Annotated in this window: 18 protein-coding genes; 16 read left to right on the top strand and 2 right to left on the bottom strand. The window is 33.0% G+C overall.

What is annotated here, in order from left to right:
- The first annotated feature begins 92 nt into the window (after positions 1-92).
- The 8 genes from mnmA to lipA all read left to right on the top strand — a co-directional run bounded on the left by mnmA (position 93) and on the right by lipA (position 7,880).
- The gene (gene mnmA / locus K7H06_RS11075; protein ID WP_246637517.1) at positions 93-1,175 is read left to right on the top strand and encodes a tRNA 2-thiouridine(34) synthase MnmA; all 1,083 of its coding nucleotides are present in this window, start codon (positions 93-95) and stop codon (positions 1,173-1,175) included.
- 185 nt (positions 1,176-1,360) lie between these two features.
- Positions 1,361-2,467, top strand: coding sequence for a glycine cleavage system aminomethyltransferase GcvT (gcvT, locus tag K7H06_RS11070; RefSeq protein WP_223036111.1), 1,107 nt, complete (start codon positions 1,361-1,363; stop codon positions 2,465-2,467).
- Positions 2,468-2,568: 101 nt separating this feature from the next.
- Entirely contained in the window at positions 2,569-2,955 is a 387-nt protein-coding gene (gcvH, locus tag K7H06_RS11065; protein WP_223036110.1) for a glycine cleavage system protein GcvH, read from the top strand.
- 33 nt (positions 2,956-2,988) lie between these two features.
- The gene (gcvPA, locus tag K7H06_RS11060; protein ID WP_223036109.1) at positions 2,989-4,329 is read left to right on the top strand and encodes an aminomethyl-transferring glycine dehydrogenase subunit GcvPA; all 1,341 of its coding nucleotides are present in this window, start codon (positions 2,989-2,991) and stop codon (positions 4,327-4,329) included.
- Entirely contained in the window at positions 4,329-5,792 is a 1,464-nt protein-coding gene (gene gcvPB / locus K7H06_RS11055; protein ID WP_223036108.1) for an aminomethyl-transferring glycine dehydrogenase subunit GcvPB, read from the top strand. Before gcvPA ends, gcvPB begins: the two co-directional genes overlap by 1 nt.
- Before the next feature lie 213 nt (positions 5,793-6,005).
- Positions 6,006-6,167: a hypothetical protein gene (locus K7H06_RS11050; protein WP_223036107.1), complete on the top strand. Its 162-nt coding sequence runs from the start codon at positions 6,006-6,008 to the stop codon at positions 6,165-6,167.
- A gap of 87 nt (positions 6,168-6,254) precedes the next feature.
- Positions 6,255-6,920 carry a lipoyl(octanoyl) transferase LipB gene (lipB, locus tag K7H06_RS11045; protein ID WP_223036106.1) on the top strand — a complete coding sequence of 222 codons (666 nt, stop codon included), beginning with the start codon at positions 6,255-6,257 and terminating at the stop codon, positions 6,918-6,920.
- A gap of 72 nt (positions 6,921-6,992) precedes the next feature.
- The gene (lipA, locus tag K7H06_RS11040; protein WP_223036105.1) at positions 6,993-7,880 is read left to right on the top strand and encodes a lipoyl synthase; all 888 of its coding nucleotides are present in this window, start codon (positions 6,993-6,995) and stop codon (positions 7,878-7,880) included.
- Positions 7,881-7,955: 75 nt separating this feature from the next.
- On the opposite strand, the gene deoD is transcribed toward lipA, so the two are convergent.
- Together deoD and K7H06_RS11030 are read right to left on the bottom strand one after the other, a co-directional pair.
- Positions 7,956-8,654: a purine-nucleoside phosphorylase gene (gene deoD / locus K7H06_RS11035; RefSeq protein ID WP_223036104.1), complete on the bottom strand. Its 699-nt coding sequence runs from the start codon at positions 8,652-8,654 to the stop codon at positions 7,956-7,958.
- A 167-nt stretch (positions 8,655-8,821) separates the two neighbouring features.
- On the bottom strand, positions 8,822-8,995 hold the full coding sequence (locus K7H06_RS11030; RefSeq protein WP_223036103.1) for a hypothetical protein: 174 nt from the start codon (positions 8,993-8,995) through the stop codon (positions 8,822-8,824).
- Between the two features lie 360 nt (positions 8,996-9,355).
- On the opposite strand from K7H06_RS11030, the gene K7H06_RS11025 reads away from it, so the two are divergent.
- The 8 genes from K7H06_RS11025 to K7H06_RS10990 all read left to right on the top strand — a co-directional run bounded on the left by K7H06_RS11025 (position 9,356) and on the right by K7H06_RS10990 (position 18,739).
- Positions 9,356-10,177, top strand: a complete 822-nt coding sequence (locus K7H06_RS11025; RefSeq protein ID WP_223036102.1) for a sugar phosphate isomerase/epimerase family protein — start codon at positions 9,356-9,358, stop codon at positions 10,175-10,177.
- A gap of 27 nt (positions 10,178-10,204) precedes the next feature.
- Positions 10,205-11,614, top strand: a complete 1,410-nt coding sequence (locus tag K7H06_RS11020; RefSeq protein WP_223036101.1) for an aldehyde dehydrogenase family protein — start codon at positions 10,205-10,207, stop codon at positions 11,612-11,614.
- Between the two features lie 10 nt (positions 11,615-11,624).
- Entirely contained in the window at positions 11,625-12,803 is a 1,179-nt protein-coding gene (locus K7H06_RS11015; protein ID WP_223036100.1) for a Gfo/Idh/MocA family protein, read from the top strand.
- A 13-nt stretch (positions 12,804-12,816) separates the two neighbouring features.
- Positions 12,817-14,619, top strand: coding sequence for a thiamine pyrophosphate-binding protein (locus tag K7H06_RS11010; RefSeq protein WP_223036099.1), 1,803 nt, complete (start codon positions 12,817-12,819; stop codon positions 14,617-14,619).
- Between the two features lie 44 nt (positions 14,620-14,663).
- Positions 14,664-15,158: a TRAP transporter small permease gene (locus tag K7H06_RS11005; RefSeq protein WP_223036098.1), complete on the top strand. Its 495-nt coding sequence runs from the start codon at positions 14,664-14,666 to the stop codon at positions 15,156-15,158.
- Positions 15,159-15,293: 135 nt separating this feature from the next.
- Entirely contained in the window at positions 15,294-16,583 is a 1,290-nt protein-coding gene (locus K7H06_RS11000) for a TRAP transporter large permease (protein WP_223036097.1), read from the top strand.
- A gap of 18 nt (positions 16,584-16,601) precedes the next feature.
- Positions 16,602-17,618 (top strand): TRAP transporter substrate-binding protein, encoded by a 1,017-nt coding sequence (locus K7H06_RS10995; protein ID WP_223036096.1) that lies wholly within the window; start codon positions 16,602-16,604, stop codon positions 17,616-17,618.
- Positions 17,619-17,743: 125 nt separating this feature from the next.
- On the top strand, positions 17,744-18,739 hold the full coding sequence (locus K7H06_RS10990) for a zinc-dependent alcohol dehydrogenase (RefSeq protein ID WP_223036095.1): 996 nt from the start codon (positions 17,744-17,746) through the stop codon (positions 18,737-18,739).
- The last annotated feature ends 28 nt before the right edge of the window (positions 18,740-18,767 follow it).

Genomic DNA, 18,767 nt, shown 5'->3' with positions numbered 1-18,767 from the left:
AATACGAGGAGTTGATAGAATGAAGGTAGTGGGCAAAAAGCTTTACAAAATTTTATTGAAATAGGAGAGTATATGAAGGTGTTAGCATAGTGATGAATAAAAATAAAGTAGCTGTGGGTCTAAGTGGTGGTGTGGATAGTACTGCTGCTGCATATCTTCTTAAAAGAGAGGGATATGATGTTATAGGAATTACAATGACTGTTTTTAAAGAATATGATGAAGAAGGGAATATAGTTGAACCTTCCTTTATAAGAGATGCAAAACGAATTGCTAAAATTCTTGATATACCTCATTATGTGGTAGATTATAAAGGTATTTTTGAAGAAACTGTGAAAAAGGAGTTTATAGAAGAATATTTAAAAGGTAGAACGCCTAATCCATGTGTTACATGCAATAGGATCATAAAGTATGGAAAACTCATAGAAACAGCCCATAGTCTTGGTGCATACTATATTGCTACAGGACATTATGCAAATATTTGTTATGATAAAGAGCTAAAAAGATATCGCATATTTAAGGGAATACCAGAAAGAAAAGATCAAGCATATAATCTTCATTCCTTAAGTCAAGAGCAACTAAAATATATATTATTGCCTCTTGGGAAATTTACTTCAAAGGAAGAAGTTAGAAAGTTAGCTTATAAAATCGATCCTTTAATAGCAAAAAAAAGTGATAGTACAGGTATATGTTTTATACCCAATGAAGATCATGTATCTTATCTGGCAAAGATATCATCAGATGCATTGAAAAGTGGAAATTTTGTAGATAGGACGGGGAAAATTGTTGGAAAGCATAAAGGAATTGTTCGTTATACGATTGGACAGAAGAGAGGTCTTGGAATAAATGTAAATCCTCCCATGTTTGTGGTGCATATTGATTCTGAAAAAAATGAAATTCTTCTTGGTGATGATGAGGATACTTATTCAATGGGATTGATCGCTAAAAATGTAAATTTTACAATTTTTGATGAGCTAAAAGAGGAGATTAAAGTAAAGGTAAAAGTATGTCAGTGGGGATGGTTTTTGCCTGCTAGTGTTTCAAACTTAGAAAATGGAAGGGTTAAAGTACTATTTGATCGAAAAGAAAGAGCTGTTGCACCTGGACAGGCTGTAGTTTTTTATCATGGTGATGAAGTTATTGGTGGAGGTATTATAGAATCAGTTATAAAGAACTGATTCATGTTTAACGATAAATTTTATGAAGAAACAGAGGAATATTTTGGTGATGAATAGAGCATACCATTATATTCCTCTGTTTTATTTATGTGGGTTTAAACAAGAGGAATATATTAATGAGCGTTAATATTTTTTATATTATGAAGCATGCTAATAATATAAAAAATGTAAAGGAGGAGAAATGGATGAATGAAATTAGAAAAACCTCTTTGTTTGAGAAACATGAGAGCCATGGTGGAAAAATTATTGATTTTTCTGGGTGGGCATTACCGGTGCAATATGAAGGCATAACCATAGAGCATGAAAGCGTAAGAAATTTTGCAGGATTATTTGATGTATCCCATATGGGGGAAGTGGATATTATAGGAAGTGAAGCATTTGATTTTGTACAAAATTTAGTTACCAATGACGTGTCAGTCCTCGAAGAGGGTCAGATCTTATATACTTTCATGTGCTATCCTCATGGGGGAGTTGTAGATGATTTATTAGTATATAAGTTTAATAAAGATCATTTTTATCTTGTGATCAATGCAAGTAATGTGGAAAAAGATTTTAAATGGATGGAAGATAATATTGGAGAATTTCATGTAAAAATAAATAATATTTCAGATGATGTTTCTGAAATGGCCATTCAAGGGCCAAATGCACAAAAAATATTACAAAAACTAACAGATACAAATCTTTCAGAAATTAAATTTTTTTATTGTAAAAGAAATGTAGCAGTAGCTGGAGCAAATTGTTTAGTATCAAGAACAGGATATACAGGTGAAGATGGATTTGAGATTTACTTATCCCATGAAGATGCAAAAAAAGTGTGGGATGCATTATTAGCAGCTGGAAAAGAAGAAGGATTGAAGCCAGCAGGACTAGGGGCTAGAGATACTTTGAGGTTTGAAGCGTCATTACCTCTTTATGGAAATGAACTTTCCGAAGAAATTACACCATTAGAAGCAGGATTAGGCTTTTTTGTGAAACTTAACAAATCAAATTTCATCGGGAAAGAAGCATTGGTTAAGCAAAAAGCAGAAGGACTAAAGCGAAAAATAGTAGGATTTGAAATGATTGATAAAGGAATTCCAAGACATGGATATGATGTACTAGCAGAGGGTAAGAAAATCGGTTTTGTGACAACGGGGTATGCAGCTCCAACAGTAAAGAAGAATATTGGGTTGGCAATGGTAGATATAGAATATGCAAAATTGGATACACCTATTGAGATACAAGTTAGAAAAAGAATTGCAAAGGCAAAAGTAATTAGTAAAAAGTTTTACAATAAAAATTACAAAAAATAAGGGATTTTAATTGGATGAATTCGCTAAGGGATAATAAGTAGAGTGAATAAAATAGATCAACAAAACTTAAAATACTATTGATAAAAAAGGAGGAATTACGAATGAAGATTGTACAAGGATTATATTATTCAAAGGATCATGAGTGGGTAAAAGTAGAAGGGAATAAGGCTTATATTGGGATTACGGATTATGCACAACATGCTTTAGGTGAAATCGTTTATGTAGAAGTACCAGAGATGGATGATGAATTAAATGCAACGGATGTTTTTGGGGTGATAGAATCCGTTAAGGCTGCTTCTGATTCATATATGCCGGTTTCTGGAAAGGTTGTAGAAATCAATGAAGAATTAGAAAATGCGCCACAAATGCTGAATGAAAAGCCTTATGAAAGCTGGATTTTATTAGTAGAGTTAAAGGATCAATCTGAACTTGACAATCTGATGGATGACAAAGCATATGAGGAGTTTTGTAAAAATAAAAGTCATTAATAGAAATAAATTTGTAAAGGTAGGAGGAAGAATATGCACAGGTATATACCGAATACAGAATCAGATAAAAAATTAATGCTTGATAGTATGGGAGTTAAATCTATAGAGGATTTGTTTGAAGATATACCAAAAGAACTTCGTTTAAATAGAGAGTTGAATTTAGGGACAGGTTTATCAGAAACTGAAATTATAAGCCATATGAATAGACTTACAAAAAAGAATAGAAGTACCAATGAATTGATTTCATTTTTGGGAGCTGGTGCTTATGATCATTATATTCCTGCAATTATTAAGCATATTGCTAGTCGATCAGAGTTTTTTACAGCATATACACCTTATCAACCAGAAATTAGCCAAGGAACACTTCGTGTTATATTTGAATACCAAACCATGATTGCTAACCTTACAGGGATGGATCTATCCAATGCTTCTATGTATGATGGACCAACTGCTTGTGTGGAAGCAGGAATGATGGCTTGTGCAAATACAAGAAGAAAATCTGTTGTCATATCTAAAACAGTCCATCCTGAGGTTAGAAAAGTAATGCATACTTATATGAAATTTAGAGATATGGAAGTGGTAGAAGTAGACATGGCAGATGGTGTAACGGATATTGAAAAATTAAAGTCTATGGTGAATAAAAATACAGCAGGAGTCATTATTCAAAATCCTAATTTCTTTGGAATTATAGAAGACTTAACAGAAATAGAAAAAATAACGCATGCAAATAAAGGAATGTTTATTACATATGTAGATCCAATTTCTCTTGGCATATTAAAAAGTCCAGGGGAATTAGGAGTGGATATTGTTGTAGGGGAAGGTCAATCTTTAGGAAATGGGTTGAATTTTGGAGGTCCTTATTTAGGATTTATGGCAACTAAATCAAAATTAGCAAGAAAAATGCCAGGTAGAATTGTTGGACAATCTGTTGATGCAGATGGGAAAAGAGCTTTTGTATTGACTTTACAGGCAAGAGAACAACATATTAGAAGATTTAAGGCAACTTCAAATATTTGCTCAAATCAAGGATTAAATGCTTTAATAGCAACAGTCTATTTAACAACAATGGGTAAAAAAGGACTTAAAGAAGTAGCACAGAGGTGTGTTCAAAAGTCTCATTATGCGCTAAAAGAAATGACAAAGGGTGGTAAATTCAACATATTGTTCAATCAACCATTTTTCAAAGAATTTGTAGTAACAAGTCCTATAGATAGTAAGGATATTAATAAACATTTATTAAATAATGGAATAATGGGTGGATATGAAATTAACAAGGATTATCCTGAACTTGAGAATGGATTAATGTTTGCTGTAACGGAGAAAAGAACGAAGATGGAAATAGATAAATTTTTAAGTGCTTTGGAGGTGGTATAGTGAAAATGTATGATCAATTAATTTTTGAGATATCTAAAGAAGGAAGAAAAGCATATGCTCTTCCAAAGTGTGATTTATGCAATGGAGAAATGAGGGAATTTATCCCAAGTGAATTTTTAAGAGAAGAGGAAGTGAATTTGCCTGAGGTAAGTGAAGTAGATGTGATTAGACATTTTACCAATTTATCTAATTTAAATTATGGAGTGGATACAGGATTTTATCCTTTAGGATCTTGTACAATGAAATATAATCCAAAAATTAATGAAGATATGGCATCTATTAGGGAACTTACTGAAATACATCCTTATCAACCTGAAGAAACGGTACAAGGCTCTCTTGAAATTATGTATAATTTAGGAGATTTTTTATCAGAAATATCAGGTATGGATAAAACGACTCTACAGCCTGCGGCAGGGGCTCATGGAGAGCTTACAGGGCTTATGATCATAAAGGCTTATCATGAAAGCCGAGGAGATGTAAAAAGAAAAAAAATCATCGTACCTGATTCTGCCCATGGTACAAATCCGGCAACTGCTGCTGTTTCAGGATTTGAAATTGTTGAAATTCAATCTGATAAGAATGGAGCAGTGGATATTGATGCATTAAAAGCTGTTCTAAATGAAGAAATTGCAGGTTTAATGTTAACCAATCCAAGTACATTAGGACTTTTTGAAAAAAATATTAAATTGATTGCAGATCTTGTACATGAAGCTGGAGGACTTTTATACTATGATGGGGCAAATATGAATGCCATTATGGGAAAAGTAAGGCCTGGAGATATGGGCTTTGATGTAATGCATTATAATCTACATAAGACTTTTTCTACACCTCATGGTGGAGGTGGGCCAGGAAGTGGACCAGTAGGTGTAAAAGAACATCTTGTTAAGTTTTTGCCTGTACCAGTAATTGATAAAAAGGATAATCAGTATATATTAAATTATGATCAACCAGATACAATTGGTAAAATTAAAGGATTCTATGGAAACTATGGAATAATCCTTCGTGCATATGTTTATATTCTTACAATGGGAGCAGAGGGAATTAAAGAAGTAAGTGAAACAGCAGTTTTGAATGCAAATTATATGATGAATAAACTTAAGGAATATTATTATTTGCCAATCAATCAAGTATGTAAGCATGAATTTGTTTTAGGCGGGTTAGGAGAAGAACTTTCAGAAGTTTCAACTCTTGATGTAGCTAAGAGATTATTAGATTATGGGTATCATCCACCAACCATATATTTTCCATTAATTGTGAACGAAGCGTTGATGATTGAACCAACAGAAACAGAAAGTCTTGAAACGATAGATGGTTTTATTGAAACCATGATAAAAATTGCAAAAGAGGCAAAGGAAGATCCACAGATTTTAAAGACTGCACCACATGATACACCTGTTAGGAGAATAGATGAAGCAAGGGCAGCAAGAAATTTAATTGTAAAATGGGAAAAGGATAAGAAATAAGAAAAAGTCTTGTCTTTTTTGAGTATAACATGGATAGGTAAAGCTCTAGAAACCATTTAAAAAGGAGAGAATAGGATGTTATTTGCACATGATGGTGATGTAGCACTTGCATTAAAAAATAGTATAGAAAACTCAATAAAAGAAAGAGAAGGGAACATATGTGAAACATGAGATGCTGTAAAAGTTATGTCACTTCCGTGGGGAGTGAAGGAAATGGTAGAACCAGAACAAGCAAAAGCAGTTACAACATATTTAGAGAGGGTAGAAGGAACTAAAATTACATTAGATTCGGGACGAGTTGCAAACATAATCAAAGCAGGAGTTAAAGAAAGAAAAGGACAATATACATTAATATATAGATATCAGTTAGTTTAGATGAGAATAGATTTATGCATACCTCCCCGTGTTTACGAGGGAGGTATATAAATACAAATTTTATTTAGGGAATAGGAAGTGGGTGAAATGAAAATAAATGTTTTATTCTTAGGAAGATGTGAATATAAAAAAGCGCTGAAGATTCAATATGATCTTTTAAAAAAGAGGCAAGATCAAGAGATTGAAGATACGTTGATTTTAGTGGAACATCCATCAGTGATTACATTAGGAAGAAGAGCAGAAAAGGAACATATTCTAGGAAGTGAGAAATTTTTAAATGATCAGGGAATACATTTAGTAAAAATTAATAGAGGTGGAGATGTTACTTATCACGGAGAAGGTCAAATTGTTGGGTATCCTATAGTTGATTTGAAAAATTCCCATATGGGTATAAGAACTTTTGTTAGAAACCTTGAAGACGTGTTTATTAAGCTTTTAAAGGAAGAATATAAGATTATTGCAGGAAGAGATGCAAAATATACAGGGGTATGGGTCAATAACAAAAAGATTGTTGCCATAGGTTTAGCCGTGAAACGAGGTATTATAATGCATGGATTTGCTTTTAATGTTAATACAAACTTAAACTACTTTAGATGGATTGTTCCTTGTGGTATATCTGATAGGGGGGTTACTTCTGTTCAAAATATTATTGGAAGAGCCGTTGATTTTAACCATGCCAATCAATTAGTGCTAGATTATTTTTGTAAAACGTTTAATTATAAAAACTATGAAGAAAGATATTTAAATAAATGATAAAGGGAGAAATGATTTTAAATAATATGCATGAGAATAGAGGGGTAAGCTAAGGTGTGGGAGGGGTTATATATGGAAATACAAAAGAAACCAAAATGGCTTAAGATAAATTTAAGTGAAGGACGTAGTTTAGATTATGTGAAAAATTTGCTGAATAAGTATAATTTAAATACTGTATGTGAAGAAGCCAATTGTCCTAATAGAATGGAGTGTTTTAGTAAAAAAACAGCAACTTTTATGATTTTAGGAAATGAATGTTCTAGGAATTGTAAGTTTTGTAATGTTTCCCATGGCAAATTACAAGACGTGGATTTGAGCGAACCTGAAAATATTGCAAATGTAGCAGTAGAACTTGGATTAAAACATGTTGTAATCACTTCTGTAACAAGGGATGATTTGCCAGATGGGGGAGCAGGACATTTTGCAAATGTGATTAAAGCCATAAAATCACGAGAGAAACAAATTGTTGTTGAGGTTTTGATTCCTGATTTTCAAGGGGATGAGAGTGCATTAAATAAAGTGGTAGAAGCAAAGCCTGAAATTATTAATCACAATATTGAAACCGTTCCAAGATTGTACCATAAGGTACGTTCTATGGCAAGATATGAACGTTCTTTAGAAGTATTGAAAAATATAAAAAAGATGAATGATCATATATTTACAAAGTCGGGAATTATGCTTGGACTTGGAGAAAAGAAAGAAGAAATCATGAAGGTACTAAAAGATTTGAGAGGCGTAAGATGTGACTTCCTAACTATTGGACAGTATTTAGCACCTAGTGCAAAGCATTATCCTGTTGTAGCGTATATAAAACCAGAGACTTTTGAAAAATATAAGGAAGAGGCACTGAAGTTAGGTTTTGAATTTGTAGCTTCTGGACCTTTTGTAAGAAGTTCCTATAATGCTGCTGAGGCTATGGAGCATCAAAAAATAAAAGATATAAGGAAAAATATGAAATAAATATAAAAAATTTAAAATAGAAAAGTTGTAATAAATGAAATAAGGGAAAGGATATAAAACCATTCCCTCATTTTTTTATGCTAGTTCTAATCCAATCTCAATCATATCAGTAAGTGTTTTTTCTCTTTCTTCAGCAGTTGTTTCTTCATGTGAAACTAAGCTATCACTTACAGTTAAGATAGTAAGGGCATTTGCACCTAGTTTAGCAGCATTCATATAAAGAGCAGCTGCTTCCATTTCTACTGCTAAGACACCCATATTTGCCCATTTTTTCCAAGCGTCTACATCAGCATTATAGAAAATATCACTTGAAAGAATATTTCCAACCCTTGTAGCAATCCCTTTTGTATCAGCAATGTTTTTAGCTTTTAATAATAAATCAAAGCTAGCAGTAGGAGCATAAGTTCCAGGTAAACCATATTGCTCAGCATAGCTTGAATTTGTTGAAGCACTCATAGCTAAAATTACATCACGTACCTTTACATCTGCTTGATAAGAACCACATGAACCGATACGGATTAAGTTTTTTACACCGTATTCAGAGATTAGTTCATAAGAATAAATTCCTATGGATGGCATACCCATACCTGTTCCTTGAACAGAAATTCTCTTTCCTTTATAAGTTCCTGTGTAACCATACATACCACGAACTGTATTATAGCATGTTACGTCTTCTAAAAAATTCTCTGCTACGTATTTTGCACGTAGTGGATCTCCTGGTAAAAGAATGGTTTCTGCAATATCCCCTTTTTTTGCACCTATATGTACTGTCATTTTAGTCCTCCTCTTAAAACTTTAATTATGATGCTTAATATTATTTTCTCTCATTTTGTCCTATTTCGTCAATAGGTGTTTGAAAATTTATATTTAAAAAATATATAGATAAACCATTTTTAATGATTGGTTATCTGTCACAAATAATGGTAAATTGAAAGACTTATTTACGCAGCAAATATTCCTACATCTGATGATTCATAATAGTAATTTTTGGCATAAGCAATAGATTTTATGAGTTCTTTATGATCATTAAATTGATCATAAAGAGAAGCGATTTCATTAAACAACACGTCTATATTTTCTCTAGCCCTAATATTAAAGATCTTGTATTTTCGCATTGTTGTGTGTTCTAGCATTGTCTAAAACAAGAATTGCACTTTTAATACTGTAAGTTTTTTTCTATGCTTTAAGCTAAATACAAATATTCAGCATAAAAGCATATAGTTTCACAAAAGAATCACTATTTTAAATAGTGGAATAATTCATAACAGAAAAATAGTTAAAAATATTTGTTGACATATGGAAAATGTGATGATATTATTTTATTAAACAAAATCAAATTTCATTAAATAAAAACAATGAGAAGAGGGTGACTATAAAAGTAGAATTTTCTTTAATAATATGAAGAGGTTGGATGATTACTACTGAAAATAGAAATTTAATTTCACCTAATAAAATAATATGAAAAGAGGGGAGATATGAAAGCAGAATTTTCTTTAGCTCATTTAACAGTATTGGGATGTGCACCACCGGAAATGGTATATATAGCCTCAATGTGTGGCTATGACTATGTCAGTATTAGACCTATTTATATGGGGCTACCTGGAGAACCGAATTATGATATAGCTAATAAGAAAGAGATGTTATCTCATACAAAAAAAGCATTAAGCCAGACGGGCATTCGTGTTCATGATATTGAGTTGGCGAGAATCATTGATGATTTGGATATGAAAAGTTATTTGTCAGCCATGGAAGTTGGGGCTGAACTAGGGGCAAAAAGCTTATTAACAAGTATTTGGACAGAAGATAAATCTTTATATACTGAGAAATTCCATGAGTTATGTGAATTAGCAAAACCATTTGGCTTAAATGTTGATTTAGAATTTGTAACTTGGGCAGGGGTTAAAGATCTAAAGCAGACAGTAGAAGTGTTAGAAGCTACTACTGCAACTAATAAAGGCATCATGATAGATACATTACATTTTAATCGTTCTAGAGTTCAACTTGATGAACTAGATGGACTACCACCTGAATGGTTTAACTTTGCACATATATGTGATGCAGGAGCAGAGATTCCTACAACTAAAGAAGGGTTAATTTTTACAGGTAGAGATGAACGTTATTATGTAGGTGAAGGGGCAATTAACATTGATGAAATCATCAAGAGAATTCCTAGACAAGTAGTATACTCTATTGAATTACCTCATATTGAGAGAGTAAAAGAGCTAGGATATACAGAACATGCTCGAAGATGTCTTGAAACAGCAAAAGAATATTTTGATAAAAAAATATTTAAATAAAAAACATAAATTATGGAGGCGTTAAAAATGGCAAAAGAATTAACCCATATTCAAAGAAAAGAGTTAGATGAAGCTTTAGAGAAAGCAAGAAAAGCACAGGCAATTCTTGAAACATATTCACAAGAGAAAGTAGATAGATTATGTCAGGCAGTAGCTTGGGCTGTAGCAAACAGGAAAACGTTTTTAGGATTGACTACTATGGGAATTGAAGAAAGTAAGCTAGGTGATTATGAAAGTAGAATTAATAAGAGATTTAAAATTCGTGGTATACTAAGAGATGCATTACGTTCTAAGAGTGTAGGGATTATCGAGGAAATTCCTGAAAAAGGATTAGTAAAATATGCTAAACCTGTTGGGGTAATCGGTTCTGTAGTACCTACAACTAATCCAGCATTAACTCCTGCGGGAACAGCTGTATATGCTATAAAAGCAAGAGACGCTGTTATCTTTTCACCTCATCCAAGAGCTAAAAATACTTCTTTTGAAACAGTAAGATTAATGAGAGAAGCGTTAAAAAAAGAAGGCGCTCCTGAAGATATTTTACAATGTTTACAAAATGTAAATATGACAATGACACAAACATTAATGGCTGAATGTGATCTTGTTTTAGCTACTGGAGGACAAGGACTTGTTAGAGCCGCTTATAGTTCAGGAACACCTGCTTATGGTGTAGGAGCTGGAAATTCAACTATGGTAATTGATGAGACAGCTAATCTTGAAGAGGCTGCTAGAAATACAAGATTAAGTAAGACTTCTGACTTTGGTTCAGGTTGTTCAGCAGATGGAAACTTAGTAGTAGATTCTAGAATTTATGATGATTTCCTTAAGCAACTTGAAGTTGAGGGTGCATATATTGCAAATGAAGAAGAAAGAGAAATGCTTAGAAAAGTTATGTGGGATGATGAAGGTCATAGATTAGCTGATACAGTAGCTATTGCACCACAAAAGTTAGCAAAAATCGCTGGATTTGAAATTGGAGAAGATAGAAAGTTTATTGCTGTAATTGGTGATGGTGTAGGAAAAGGATATTTATTTTCAGGAGAAAAATTAACAACATTACTAGCTATTCATAAGTATGAAGGATTCGAAAATGCATTGAAGATGATTGAAAAGATTTATGATTACGGTGGAAAAGGTCATTCATGTGGAATATACTCTTTTGATGATGAGCATATACATCAGTTAGCAATGCTGGCTCCTGTAAGTAGAATGATGGTTAGACAACCTCAATCAAAAGCAAATGCTGGATCCTTTACAAATGGTATGCCTATGACATCAAGTCTTGGATGCGGAACTTGGGGTGGAAATGTTGTATCAGAAAATGTTAACTTAAAGCATTATATGAATATAACATGGGTATCAAAGCCTATTTCAGAGGATAGACCATCAGATGCAGAATTATTTGGAGAATTTTATAACGCTGAACTTGAAGAATAGGAGGAAGAAAATGAATAAAAAATCTGTAGTAGTTGGATTAGTAGGAGGAGGCTATGCCTCAACATTACATGGTAATGGATATAAGCGTGTTAGTGGAGTTGATGTAAGATTAAAAACTATTGTAGATATTGATATAGAAAAAGCTCAAAGAATTGCAGATCAGTACGGTTTTGAAAAGGCTGTAGATAAATTTGATGAGTTATTAGCAGATGAAGAAATTGATGTAATAGATATTGTAACACCACCTGCTCTTCATGAAGATATGATTATCAAGGCTTTAAAAGCAGGAAAACATGTAATTTGTGAAAAACCTTTAAGTGGTTACTTTGGTAAAGCTGATGACCAAAAGCCAATTGGAAAAAACGTTTCAAAAAGCAAAATGTATGGATCGGTATTGGAATCAATGGATAAGATAAAGAAAGTAGTAGAAGAATCAGAAGCAAAATTTATGTATGCTGAAAACTATGTTTATTGTACACCTGTACAAAAATCAGCAGAATTAATTCGTGCTAAAAAGAGTAAAATTTTATTTGCAAAAGGTGAAGAGAGCTTAAAAGGCTCAAGTTCACCTGTTGCAGGTAGATGGGATATGACTGGTGGTGGAACAGTTATCCGTGTAGCATGTCATCCTCTTTCAGGAATTTTATGGTTAAAACAAGAGGAAGCTAAAGCACGAGGTGAAGAGATCACAATAAAAAGTGTAGTAGCAGATGTGGGAGTAATCACAGACAATTTGACAGAGCATGAAAAACGTCATATTGCTGCAGCACCTGAAGATGTTGAAGATATTGGTACGATTACGATTACTTTTTCTGACGGAACAAAGGCATTGATCATATCTGCAGATGTATGCTTAGGAGGAACAAAAAATTATATTGAATTGTATTGTAATGATGCTAATTTTGTTTGCAATATTACACCTACAGATATTTTAAATACTTACTATTTAGATGAAGATGGCATTGAAGACATTTCAATTGCTGAAATGTTACCATCAAAATTAGGATGGAATAAAGCATTCGTTTCTGATGAGGTAATAAGAGGTTATACAGGTCAGTTACAAGATTTCATGGAGTGTATTGCATTTGATCGAGAGCCACAATCAGGATTTGATCTTGCTTATGATAGTTTAAAGGTAATTTATGCAGCATATGTATCAGCAGAAGAAGGACGAAGAGTGGACTATTAAGGAGGAGAAATAAATGAAAAAACTAGTATCTTCACAGATAGTAAACTATCTTGAAAGAAGAGATGTTAAGCATATATTTGGTTTATGTGGGCATACAGTTATTGCTATGCTAGATGCACTTGAGAAAAGTGAAAAGCTTGAATATATTTCAGTAAGACATGAGCAAGTTGCTTCACACGCAGCAGATGCTTATGCAAGAATCACAAAAAAAGCAAGCGTTGTTTTATGTCATTTAGGACCTGGATTAACAAATGCTGCTACAGGTGTAGCAAATGCTGCATTAGATGCAATTCCAATGGTTGTAATTGCAGGAGATGTTCCAAGTTATTACTATGGAAAGCATCCTCATCAAGAAGTAAATATGCATTGTGATGGATCACAATATGATATATATAAACCTTTTGTAAAAAGAGCTTGGAGACTTGATAATCCAGAGCTACTTCCAGAGATTTTAGATAAAGCATTTAGATTAGCTGAAACAGGTAGACCAGGACCAGTATTGATTTCTGTACCAATGGATATGTTCTCTAGAGAAATTGATGATAAACTTTTTGCAAGAACATACAAAGAATCTCATGAAATATTTAAACCAAGTATTCCTGAAAATACGGCAAAAGAAATTGCTAAGGAATTAATTAATGCAAAAAATCCATTAATTCATGTTGGTGGTCAAGCCGTATTCAGCGAAGCAACAGATGAACTAAGAGAATTAGTAGAATTTTTAGATATTCCTGTTACAAGAACATTAATGGGGCAGGGCATATTGCCAGATACACATCCATTAATGGTTGGAATGACTGGATTTTGGGGGACAGATTTTGTTAATGGCATTTCAAAAAATGCAGATGTAATTTTAGGAATAGGAACAAGATTTGCAGAAGCAGACAGTAGTTCATGGTATAATAATGTTACATTCGATGAAGAAAAAAGTAAATTCATGCAGATTGATGTAGAACCAAGTGAAATTGGTAGAAACTATCCAGTTGCTATAGGTGCAGTTGCAGATCCTAAATTAGCACTACAAGCTATAGTAAAAGCAGCAAAAGAATTAAAGCCTGAAGGAATAGATCGTTCACAATTAAGAGAATTTATTAAAGAGAATAAGATGGAGTTTAAGAAATCAAATGAAGCTATTTCAAATGATTCTAGATTCCCAATGACTCCTCAAAGAATACTAAAAGATGTTCGTGAAGTATTCCCGCAAGATGGTATTATCGTAACAGATGTTGGTTGGAATAAAAATGGTATGGGTCAACAGTTTGATATTGAATTACCAAGCACAATACTTCATCCAGGTGGATTAGCTACAATGGGCTTTGGACCAGCTGCAACATTAGGAGCAAAACTTGCTGCACCAGATAAAAAAGTAATTACATTAGTTGGTGATGGAGGATTTGGTACAAACCCATCAGTTATTGCAACTGCTGTTGAAAAGAATATTCCTGTAGTTTGGGTTGTTATGAATAATAGTGCATTTGGAACAATTGCTGGTTTAGAAGCTTCCCACTATGAACATACATTTGGAACTGTATTTAAGGATGCAAAAGGAGCAGCATATACGCCAGATTGGGCACAAATAGCAGCAGGATATGGCATCAAAAGTAAGAAAATTCAGAGTGCAGATGAATTCAAAGCTGTATTTAAAGAAGCATTAGAATCAAACGAACCATATCTAATTGACGTACCAATGGAAAATATTCCTGTACCGACAGATGGAATATGGAATATCAATGATATTTATACACCTAAGGAAAACGTTGTAGAAGGAAAGCTTACTGGAGGCATAGTAACAAAATCTGTTCATGCAACGACATAAGCTTAATAGGAACTACAAATATTATGTAAGAGAGGAGGTTTTAAATGAAAATATTAAAGTGGCTTGATAAAAATGCGGAAGAATTTTTACTCCTTATTTTTCTAGTAATAATGGTACTGACTATGGGAGTACAGGTATTAATGAGATACTTATTAAACTATTCCCTCACATGGTCTGAAGAATTAACAAGATATTTATTCGTATGGTCAGCGTTTATTAGTATTGGTTATTGTACAAAGCATAGAACTTCGATTAAGCTTGAACAAATGTTAACGTATTTACCTAATACACTTGCACAGATAATTAGGTTGATTTCAAAAGTTGTTATGTTTGTATTCTTCATCTATGTACTTCAGAGTGCTGTTGCGGTTGTTCAAACAACCTATGCAAGTGGGCAGGTAAGTTCTGCTCTAGGATTGCCTGTATATTTAGTTCAGCTATCTACAGTAGTGGGTTTTGCATTAGCAATTGTCAGAATTATCCAAAGTTTTATACAATGCTTTGTTGAACTATTAAATATGCGTAAACAACACTCGTAATCATTAAAAGATAGGAACTAGTAAAAAAGGAATTTTGATCAATATACGATATTAGCTGTGCTTGGGTTTGAATGACTCTCTTTATAAGGAGGAAATTGCCCGATGTAAACTTGATTGAATAGAGAGGAGATTTATATGTCGCCAAGTTTAGTGTTTATAATATTCGCAGTATGTATCGCTATTTCTATTCCTGTGGCGTCAACCCTGGGGATTGTTTCGGTATTACCAGGGATTGTTGATAGCAGTTTCCCTGCTACAGGAGAATTTATTGTAAGAAGTATGGTAGGCGGAGTTAATAGTTTTCCAATTCTAGCTATCCCTATGTTTATTCTATCGGGAATGATTATGGCTCAAGGAGGAATTTCTCAAAAGTTATTTAATATGTTTTCGTATTTTCTAGGAAATAAAACTGCGGGAATTCCAATGGCCGTTATTACTACATGTTTATTTTATGGGGCAATTTCTGGCTCTGCACCTGCTACAACAGCAGCTGTAGGAGCCATGACAATCCCGTTATTGGTAAATCTAGGATATGATAAAACATTCTCTACGGCACTGGTTGCAGTTGCAGGAGGATTAGGGGTAATTATTCCACCGAGTATTCCATTTATCATATATGGAATGGCTTCTGGCGTATCTGTTGGAAGTATGTTTATCGCTGGAATATTGCCAGGGTTATTAATTGGACTTTGTTTAATGATTTATGCATACTACTATTGCAAAAAGAATGGCGAAGATAAAGAAAAGATAGAAAAAAATTATGCAACATTAAAGGAAAAAGGATTTTTAAGTGTATTTAAAGATAGCTTCTGGGCGTTATTAGCACCTGTTATCATCTTAGGAAGTATTTATGGTGGAATTGCGTCTCCAACGGAAGCTGCTACAATATCTGTATTTTATGCGTTAATTGTTAGTTTGTTTATTTACAAAACAATTGGTATAAAAGATATTAAAGGTATTTTTATCGATAGTATTAAAACTTATACACCGTTATTATTTATACTTGCGGCTGCTGTTGCATTCTCAAGAGTATTAGCATTATTACAAGTTCCACAATATGTAGCAGGTTGGATTACAGGTTTATTTGCTGGTAAAGTGGCTGTGTTAATTGTAATCAACTTTGTACTATTGTTTGTGGGTATGGTTATTGATACAGGTCCAGCGATTTTGATTCTTACACCAATATTACTACCTATTACAAATGCTATTGGAGTAGATCCTGTTCATTTTGGGATCATTATGGTAGTTAACTTAGCTATTGGATTTGTAACCCCACCAGTTGGAGTAAACCTTTTCGTAGCAAGTTCCATAACCGGTATAGAAGTTATGGATATAGCTAAAAAAGCATTTCCGTTTATTATGTTCTTTGTGTTTGCATTGATTTTAATTACTTTTATACCAGCAATCAGTTTAGCATTGCTGTAAAATCAAAGGAGGAATAACATGAAAAAATTTCTAGCAGTATTATTGGTATTGGTATTGGTTGTATCAGTTGTAGGATGTGGTAGCAAGAGTGATTCAGAAAGTAGTGGTGCTGGTGATGCAAAAGAGTATAAATTTACGCTAGCATGTGATAGCCCAGAAGATTCTGTAACGTATTTATTCGCAAAGAAATTCAAAGAAGAAGTAGAAAAAGCAACTAATGGACAAGCTACAATTCAAATTTTCCCAAATGGAACTATGGGAAGTGATGTGGAAGCTGCTGAAAGTTGTCAAAATGGAGAAATCGATTTTGTTGCATCGACTACTGCGCCAATGGTAAATTTCATTCCTGAATTAGCTGTATTTGATATGCCAAGTGTATTCTCTGATATTCAGACTGCTAGAAAGGTTGTTGATGGTGATTTCTTCAATAAACTAAGTGCGGTTTATGAAAAAAATGGATTTAAAATATTAGGTTTTGCAGATCAAGGTTTTAGAGAAATGAGTACAAACAAATTAATCCAATCAATGGATGATTTTAATGGTCAAAAGATCAGAACAATGGAAAATCCTTATCACATTGCTTATTGGAGAGCATTAGGAGCAAACCCTACACCTATGGCATTTTCTGAAGTATATATAGGTTTACAACAAGGGACAATTGATGCACAAGAAAATCCTTATGAAGTAACTGTAGGTGCAAAGCTTTATGAGCAACAAAAGTATATTATCAATACAAATCATGTACTTCACCTAGTTTCTATGGTACAAAATCTTGATAAGTTCAATAGTTTACCAGAAGAAATTTCATCGGCTATTGTAGAATCTGTAAATACTGCAAAATTATGGGCAAGAGAGCAAGCAGATACAAGAATTAATGAGCGTATTGAGATTATGGAAGCAAATGACACAGAAATTGTTGATTTATCACCAGAATTAATGCAAGAAATGAAAGAAAAAGCTGCACCTGTATATGATATCATCAGAGAAAAAATTGGTGATGAATTAGTAGATTCTATGTTAGAAGCTGCAAAATAATTATTTATAAATAGGATAAATTGCCTACAGCAAGTAATCTTGATGTGGGCAATTCACTTATTTGCATGAATCATTTGATTATAAAAAAAGAATTGTATGTATTTAATTAAAAGAAGGAGTATACCATGAAAAAAATAGTAATTCATTCTCCTGAAAATATTGAAATTATAGAATGTGAAAAAATCAAAGACCTAAAAGATGGACAAGTAAGAGTAGAAACCCTTATGGGGGGAATATGTGGGTCAGATCTTAGCGTATATCGTGGCAAAATACCTTATGCTAAATATCCTAATACGCCAGGGCATGAAATTATTGGTAGGATTATTGAAGTCGGCAATAATGTGCAGTTAAACGTAGGAGATAAGGTGGTTGCGTTTCCTAATAATTATTGTGGGGTATGTGAATATTGTAAAAAAGGAATGACGAATATATGTGCTAATAAAAAGTCTTATGGAGTCACTATAGAGGGTTTTTTTATAGAGGAAGTAGTAGTTGATTCAGAGTTTATAGTAAAAATTCCAGAGACAATTGAAAATCAATATGGTGTTCTTGTGGAACCTCTTGCGGTAAATGTACATGCCCTTTCGAAAATATCCATTAAAAAAGATGATCAAGTTGCAGTTGTAGGGTGTGGGACTGAAGGACTTTTAAATATTGCATTGCTTAAAACCATGAATGACAATATTACTGCAATTGATATCAGAGAAGATAAATTAGTAAAAGCTAAAGAATTAAATAAAAATATCACTACATTATTACCACATGAAATTAAAAATGAAAAATTTGATGTAGTCATTGAAGCAGCAGGAGCAAAAAAGGCAATCGAGCAAGCTTTTACAATCATAAAGCCTGGTGGGAATCTCATTTCATTAGGATTGACTAATGAAGCAAGTGTTTATCCGAGTATGTTTATTAATCGTAGCGAGATTACTATTCATGGAAGTATTATTTATACAAAAAAAGATTTTGAAAAAGCTATATCTTATATAAAAGATAAAAAATTATATCTTGACCCCATAATTTCAAAAGTAATTCCCTTTACAAAATACCATCTTGCCTATGAAGATGCATTGAGTGGTAAGTATGTAAAAATATTATTAGATTTTAATAGAAATAAATAGATCAAAATGGGATGAAAGGAAGAGACGC

It is taken from the genome of Crassaminicella profunda, assembly GCF_019884785.1.
In the GTDB taxonomy this organism is placed as follows: Bacteria; Bacillota; Clostridia; order Peptostreptococcales; family Thermotaleaceae; genus Crassaminicella; species Crassaminicella profunda.
The sequence above is the reverse complement of the archived record's forward strand: the minus strand, read 5'-3'. Positions and strand labels throughout refer to the sequence as shown.